The sequence below is a fragment of the Stenotrophomonas sp. GZD-301 genome (assembly GCF_049310345.1).
Classification (GTDB): Bacteria; Pseudomonadota; Gammaproteobacteria; order Xanthomonadales; family Xanthomonadaceae; genus Stenotrophomonas.
The window spans coordinates 1-6,963 of the sequence record NZ_JBMOWY010000095.1 but is presented as its reverse complement, the minus strand read 5'-3'; the positions used below and the strand labels follow the sequence as shown (position 1 = coordinate 6,963).

Genomic DNA, 6,963 nt, shown 5'->3' with positions numbered 1-6,963 from the left:
GGTCACTTAGTTTCGGAAGATTCTGCGGGACGTGAGATAATACGTCTCATCACAGCACGTAAAGCGGATGCTACAGAACGGGAGGAATACTATGCCAATTACTAGAAAAATTTACCGTAAGGGTGAGCAGCCTATGCCATTGACCGCTGAACAGTTGGCAGAAATCAATGCGCTCAAGGGTTTGAATGACGCGGACATTGACCACAGTGATGATCAGGCGACCAAAGCAGGTTGGATACAGGCGAGTCTTGAGAAGATTAAGAGTACGCCTTTTGCGCTAGAGCCTAAGCACCTGACACACTAGATGTACCCGAAAAGGGGCTAGTGAGACTAACGGACACGTTAGCTGGTGGATATGCGATGCAATTGATCTAAATTAATTTCAAAGCACCAGAACCGGCTCAGTTGTGCCCAAAGCGGATGTTCGCAAAAAATAATCTTCTCTTGATACCGCAGATTAAAGTGGATGTTCGATATGGCCTTTTAAAGGTAGAAAACTTAGTATTTAGACGCCTACCTTCTAGAGAAATAACGCAAATAAATAAAATGCTACCATCAACTTAAAATCATGATATGTCACGGCAAACTTCACACTTTCTAACTGTTGGCATAAACAACATACCATCCATCTACTGAAGTAGAAATTTTTTGAAATGTGCCGATGGTGTATTTTCAAGCATATTGCCACGACAAATAACGTAAAGATTTTTGTAGGGGGTGATCCCTTCAATTTTAACGCTTCTTAGTCGACCACTCTCGCACTCATCGACCACAGACGAAGAGATCACCAATGAAATACCCAAGCCTGCCTGTACTGCCCGTTTAACCGCCTCTGTGCTTCCAAGCTGCATAGATACACCAATAGAATCTGCCACGCTTCCGAAAAAATGCTGTAACAGACGCCCTGTGCCGCTACTTGTTTCTCCCCCCAGCAATTTCTCTCCCTTCAGCCAATCTAATGGAATACTCGCCAATTTGGCCCACGGATGCTCCACCGGCACAATCACAGCTAGTGCTTCACTTCGCCAAACGCATGCATCAAATCCCTCTCGTTGATCCCACCATTCCATAATGGCCACATCGACTTCAAAGTTTTCCAGTTTTTTCACAATGGTAAGATTATCGCCAATGACTACATCAAAATTGCAAGTTGCTGTTTCCTTGAACCGCCTCAAGTGCGGTGGCAATACATAGATGCCGATATTCGAGCTCGCGCCTATTACAAGACGATTTGTGTCGAATAATGCGCACGCTCTGGATCCGGTGCGCACTAGGTTTTCCGCATAAGGCAAAAACACTTTGCCTTCCTCTGTGAGCGTACTACCTGCGTTGTTTCGCACAATCAGATTGACACCCAGCGACTCTTCTAGGCGCCTAACATGCTGAGTCACAGCTGACTGTGAGAGCCCTGTGTGCTTGGCTGCTTCACGAAAGCCACCCCGATTCACGACAGCCAGAAAAGTAACTACGCGTTCAAGATTGATCAATTAACGCCTTCCAAAATTGGATTATTGATAGCATCGGATGGCCTTTGGCCGGTCAGTGCCTGTAAGATATTATTGGCTGCTAGTTGCTCGATTTCGAAACGCACGTCGTCGACCGCAGACCCCAAATGTGGGGTGAAAAATGTTTGCGCTGTATTGGTCAGTAACTCCTGCGGAATAGCTGTTGGCCTATCAACACGGATCCACTCTTCCAATTCGAAAACATCTGCCGCATAACCCGCCAATTTTCCAGATTCAAGTGCTTCGGCAACAGCTAATTCATCGACAACTGAACCACGACACGCATTGATCAAGTAGCTTCCTGTGCGCATTGTGCCAATTGTTTCTGCATTCAATAAGTGCAAAGTTTGCGGCGTCATTGGCAGCATAGGTACAACAAAGTCACTGCTACTTAATAATTCATCGAGACTCACCTGTCGTGCATTCCAGGCCTTTTCCTGCTCTTGATTCAAGGCGATGTCATCGCAATAAAGCACCCGCATATCAAAACTCGATAAGCGCTTCGCAATCGCTCGCCCGACCGCACCCATACCGATGATTCCGAGTGTGCGTCCTGTTAAACCCGTTCCGTATAGTTCCGGTCTCCACCCGTTAAATCCGTGAGTTCGGATACGGCGATCCCCCTCGGCCAGATGGCGAGTCAGGCCAAGAAGCAATCCAATTGTCAGCTCCGCCGTTGGGATGGTCAGAAGGTCCGGCACGATGCTGAACCAAATACCACGGCGGGTACAAGCATCGACATCAAAGTTGTCATAGCCTTTGAGTGCTGCACTTACAATCTTCAATTTAGGGCAGGACGCAAGAAAATCATCATCGATACTGTCAGGCATGAATACCATCAGTGCGTCAGCATCCTTTGCTCTCTCCAGCAATTCTGCGCGCGACATAGTATCGCGGGTCATGTTGGGAACGACATCCGCAACAGATTGTAAATAATCGATAATTTCAGGATGAACCCAGTGGGTAAGAACTATTTTTTGTTTCATGTGGACCCTCATGTGTATACCGGATTTTTTATATGGGTTAGCTACTTGAACTTGCGACGCAAGAATGAACTGAATGTATCAACTAGCGTCACCATCCCAAGAATGACCAGCAATATCGCGGATACTTCTTGGTATTGCATAAGACGCAGCGATCCTATCAACTCGAAACCTATACCGCCGGCACCGACCATTCCCATCACCGTTGAGGCGCGAAAATTGTATTCCCACCGATAAATCGCGGTGTCGGCCATTTGCGGTAATACTTGCGGAAAAATGCCATGAAATATCACTTGTAGCGGGCTGCAACCTGCGGCCTGCGCAGCTTCAACTGGTGCTTGATCTGTATGCTCAATCGCTTCCGCAAAAAACTTAGCGATCATGCCGATTGAGTGCAGGCCTAATGCCAACACACCCGGCAGTGCACCAAAGCCGACAGCTGCCACGAAAACTATACCCATAATAAGCTCAGGAACAGATCTCAACACATTTAACAGAGCACGCGCAGCCTGATAGACCGCTGGATGTGGACTGGTATTGCGTGCAGCCAAAATACCCAAGGGCACGGACAAAAGCACAGCGATGGCGGTTCCAGCAATACTCATGGCTAAGGTATCGAGCACTGGCTTGACCCATGCTCTCCACTCACTAAAGTTGGGAGGGAACATCTCACCAATGAGACTAACAAGACTTGGCACGCCTTCGCCTAAACGCTCACCATCAAATAGACCAACGTAATACCAACATCCGACGACAATAGCTAAAATCAATATCACATACCTAACTACTCGATTCCAGCTTTGGCGCTGCTCTGACAATATGGCTTCGAAGTTCGTATTCATTGTAGAGATCTCAAAAAATTAGAACTTGGAAAAATCTAGCTTTAGCAAACTACCTAAATCACGCACGACATCGTAATCCTTATCTGTTACAGGCCCGAATCCATCAGCCTTGAATGGTTTCAACACGTTCGGATCTTTCAAATCGAGGAAGGCAGCACGAATTTTTACTTTTAGCTCTGGTTTTAAGTTAGAGCGCATAGTCCATGGGTACTGAGGAAACGGTTTTGACTCCACTAAGACCTTCACTTTGTTTAGATCGATCAAGCCGCTCTGAACGAGCGATTTGAAAATGGGCTTGCTCAGACCACCGGCCTGCGCGTGTCCATTCTGAACTGCCATCGCCACTGCATCGTGAGCGCCTACGAAATGCTCCTTGTAATCCTTTCCGGCAAATAATCCTTTATCAGCAAGCATTGATTTGGGGATCAGGTGGCTGGATGTAGAGGCCTTGTCACCCCAGGCAACGGCTTTTTTCTTGATATCTGTGATGTTGTTGATGCCCGCCGCCTTATTCACAATTAGCACTGACTGATAAGTTGTTGTGCCTTTTTGTTGCATTGCTGCAAATGGTTCAATCTTACTTTTCTGTTTGGCCAATACATAAGACAAGGGCCCAAAATATGCAAGATCAATACGACCGAACCGCATTCCTTCAATCATTGATGAATAGTCAGTGGTAACAATAAGCTCAATCTTTTTGCCCAGAGCTTTTTCAAGATACATCTCTAGAGGCTTATTATTTTTAATGACGGTTGATGCATTTTCATCAGGCAAGAGAGCAACTTTTAATGTGCCGGGGTCAGGATTAGGTGCGGCATATGTGACACTACCTAAGAGGCTAAACGATATTAGAGCCAGTACAGCGAATAGCTTTTCGAATAGCTTTTTCATGGTTATTTCTCCTCAGTTCTTAAGTTAAACAATGGTTATGAGTAATATTTGGAATGTTTGAATTCAATTACGCTTTTTGTTCATAGAGTTCAGTTACATGCGTTTGTGTCAGAGCCGCTGGTATTGCATCGAACACAACCTTGCCATGAGCCAGACCGACGATTCGGTCAGCATAGCGTTTAGCGAGATCGACTTGATGTAGGCTGACTACAGCGGTTATGCCGTCTTCTTTGCATATCTGGTGTAAGAGCGCCAAGACTTTGTTGGCGGTTGCTGGATCAAGGCTTGCCACAGGCTCGTCTGCCAAAACAAGTGCCGGTCGCTGCGCTAATGCCCGAGCTATACCCACGCGTTGTTGCTGACCGCCACTTAACTCATCCACTCGTGAGAGTGCTTTGTGAAGTAGCCCAACGCGGTCAAGGCTGTGTAATCCAATAGATTGATCCTCCTTCGATAGAGGAAAAAGAGTACGAAGCGTCGAGTGATAACCTAGTCTACCCATTAGCACATTTTGCAAAACAGAAAGTCGACCAATTAATTGATGCTGCTGGAATATCATGCCAGTACGCCGACGATGCTCTTGCAATATTTTTTTGTCCAACAATGAACCTAACATTGTAATGTTTATATTGCCGCTAGTGGGTTTTTGCATCAGGTTAAGACAACGGAGCATTGTTGATTTGCCTGCACCAGAGGCACCGAGCAACACTGAAAACTGTCCCTCTTGAAACGTGAGTGAAGTTGGATGCAACGCAATCATTTGTCCGTACTGGACGGTAATATTTTGAAGTTGAATCATTGCTGCCAGACCCTCGTTGTTGTAATCAATCTTTATTTTTGATTACGAAATCAGATAATGAGGTGAGCATAACGACTCAATGTTACAGTTTTATTGCGAGCAATTAGCAATCGCACTCAAACGCTTGGCTATAAGACTTCCAATTGGTATGCAGTGAGGCGCCGGTAATTGGCGGAGCTAGCTGGGAGGGGTTTAGCAGGATTTTAAGGCACACCCTGGCGTCCGCTTCTGGCCGAACGCAGCTGGAAGGCTCAAAATAGGTCGAGACACATTAAAATTACGTCACTACTCATAAGTGGCGATTATGTAAAATCGTTTGCGTGGCTTTTAACCTACTACTAATCAATACAGAGAGTGCTGTGGATAAGTGTCTTTACGGATTCCTTTTACTACAGACTCGTTGAAGTTGTAGCAAAACTCGAAGTACAAATATTTTATTTTTGGTGATGCGCGGCTATTTGAAAAGTAGCGAAGTTGTTGCGCTTTAGTGAGCTGGAATTTGAATAGCAGCATGAAATATGTTTGTTATTTGGACCGCTTTAATGGGTAAAATTCGGCTGGGAGTTTCGCTACAGCCTCGTTAGGCATGGCCATGAAAATATTCCTAGATAGTAATATTGTTAGGCACTCTGCAACTACATATCGCACTATGGATATCTATTTTGGCGGGGGTAACGCATCATTGTCATATCGTCGAAACAGGCAATGAGTCTTGGCGCTTTAAAGAATCGAGTACCAAGGGAATTGCAACAAAGCGAACTAAACCACGACAAACCAAAATAGATCAGGAGGAGTTAGCCATCAATTAATTGAGTTTCACGACTGTAATATTTTAACAACTACGTGGGTCAATTTTAGATGCAAATAGTGGGTCAGTTTTTAGTGACATTTGACAATTGCAGCGGGCTTTGTTGCACAAACCTATCTGTAAAGGGTTTTTCAGCGATATAATTTTCAAATGAAGAAGCCTACACACAAAATCTACCGCACAACCAATTGGCCCGCATATAACCGAGCACTCATGAGTCGCGGAAATATTGCCATTTGGTTTGATCCTGCTACGCAATGGTATGCGCCATCAAAAGGCAAACAAGGGCGAAATCAAACCTACTCCGACGCAGCCATCCAATGCTGCTTAATGATTAAATCCTTATTCCGTCTGTCTTTACGTATGGTCACTGGCTTTGTGCAAAGTCTGATTAAACTTTGCGGATTAAATTGGATAGCTCCAGATTACACCACGCTTTGTAGAAGACAAAAGCATATTGATATTGTAATCAGCTACCAAAAAAGTAGCGATGGGCTGCATCTACTCATGGACTCTACAGGCATGAAGTTTCTAGGTGAGGGCGAATGGAAACGCAAGAAACATGGACCTGAATATCGTCGCCAATGGCGTAAACTTCATATTGGTATAGATGCTAAAACCCTACAAATACGAGCAGTTCAGCTTACAACCAATAATGTCAGTGATTCACAGGTGCTTGGTGATTTACTTAATCAGATTCCACAAGATGAGCGGATTGACTCTGTTTATACCGATGGAGCTTATGACACCAAGCAATGCCGTCAGGTCATTGCAGATCGGCAAGCGCATGCGGTGATTCCACCTAGAAAAAATGCGAAACCATGGAAAGATACAAAGAGTAGCTCGCTAGAGCGAAATGAATTACTTCGAACAATTAAACGTTTAGGCAGGACACTATGGAAAAAATGGTCAGGCTATCATCGGCGAAGTTTGGTTGAAACTAAGATGCATTGCATCAAATTATTAGGAGATAAACTCAGTGCAAGGAGTTTTGATAGCCAAGTGAATGAGATCCATGCACGTGTAGCAGTCCTTAACAGATTTACGGAATTAGGTCGACCACTTACCCAAGTTACGCCTTAAATTTGGCTCAATTAGGGGCGCTTTGCATTTCAAATCTTTGTGCAACAAAGCC

The 6,963-nt window shown here is 45.0% G+C and carries 6 protein-coding genes and 1 pseudogene; 2 read left to right on the top strand and 5 right to left on the bottom strand.

What is annotated here, in order from left to right:
• Positions 1-629: 629 nt before the first annotated feature.
• From ACO6VK_RS20425 to phnC, 5 genes are all read right to left on the bottom strand, one after another.
• On the bottom strand, positions 630-1,487 hold the full coding sequence (locus tag ACO6VK_RS20425; RefSeq protein ID WP_000609033.1) for a LysR family transcriptional regulator: 858 nt from the start codon (positions 1,485-1,487) through the stop codon (positions 630-632).
• Positions 1,484-2,491: a phosphonate dehydrogenase gene (locus tag ACO6VK_RS20420; RefSeq protein WP_005071472.1), complete on the bottom strand. Its 1,008-nt coding sequence runs from the start codon at positions 2,489-2,491 to the stop codon at positions 1,484-1,486. The genes ACO6VK_RS20425 and ACO6VK_RS20420 overlap by 4 nt, the downstream gene beginning before the upstream one ends.
• A gap of 41 nt (positions 2,492-2,532) precedes the next feature.
• Positions 2,533-3,330, bottom strand: coding sequence for a phosphonate ABC transporter, permease protein PhnE (phnE, locus tag ACO6VK_RS20415; RefSeq protein ID WP_004757464.1), 798 nt, complete (start codon positions 3,328-3,330; stop codon positions 2,533-2,535).
• Positions 3,331-3,348: 18 nt separating this feature from the next.
• Positions 3,349-4,221 (bottom strand): phosphate/phosphite/phosphonate ABC transporter substrate-binding protein, encoded by an 873-nt coding sequence (phnD, locus tag ACO6VK_RS20410; RefSeq protein ID WP_005071474.1) that lies wholly within the window; start codon positions 4,219-4,221, stop codon positions 3,349-3,351.
• A 67-nt stretch (positions 4,222-4,288) separates the two neighbouring features.
• Positions 4,289-5,020, bottom strand: a complete 732-nt coding sequence (phnC, locus tag ACO6VK_RS20405; protein WP_004757460.1) for a phosphonate ABC transporter ATP-binding protein — start codon at positions 5,018-5,020, stop codon at positions 4,289-4,291.
• Positions 5,021-5,646: 626 nt separating this feature from the next.
• Between phnC and ACO6VK_RS20400 the strand changes: the two are divergent.
• Both ACO6VK_RS20400 and ACO6VK_RS20395 read left to right on the top strand, forming a co-directional pair.
• Positions 5,647-5,745 (top strand): annotated as a pseudogene (locus ACO6VK_RS20400) (ATPase); the annotation flags it as partial.
• Between the two features lie 233 nt (positions 5,746-5,978).
• Positions 5,979-6,911: an IS5-like element ISAba12 family transposase gene (locus tag ACO6VK_RS20395; RefSeq protein ID WP_053579251.1), complete on the top strand. Its 933-nt coding sequence runs from the start codon at positions 5,979-5,981 to the stop codon at positions 6,909-6,911.
• Positions 6,912-6,963 lie beyond the last annotated feature (52 nt).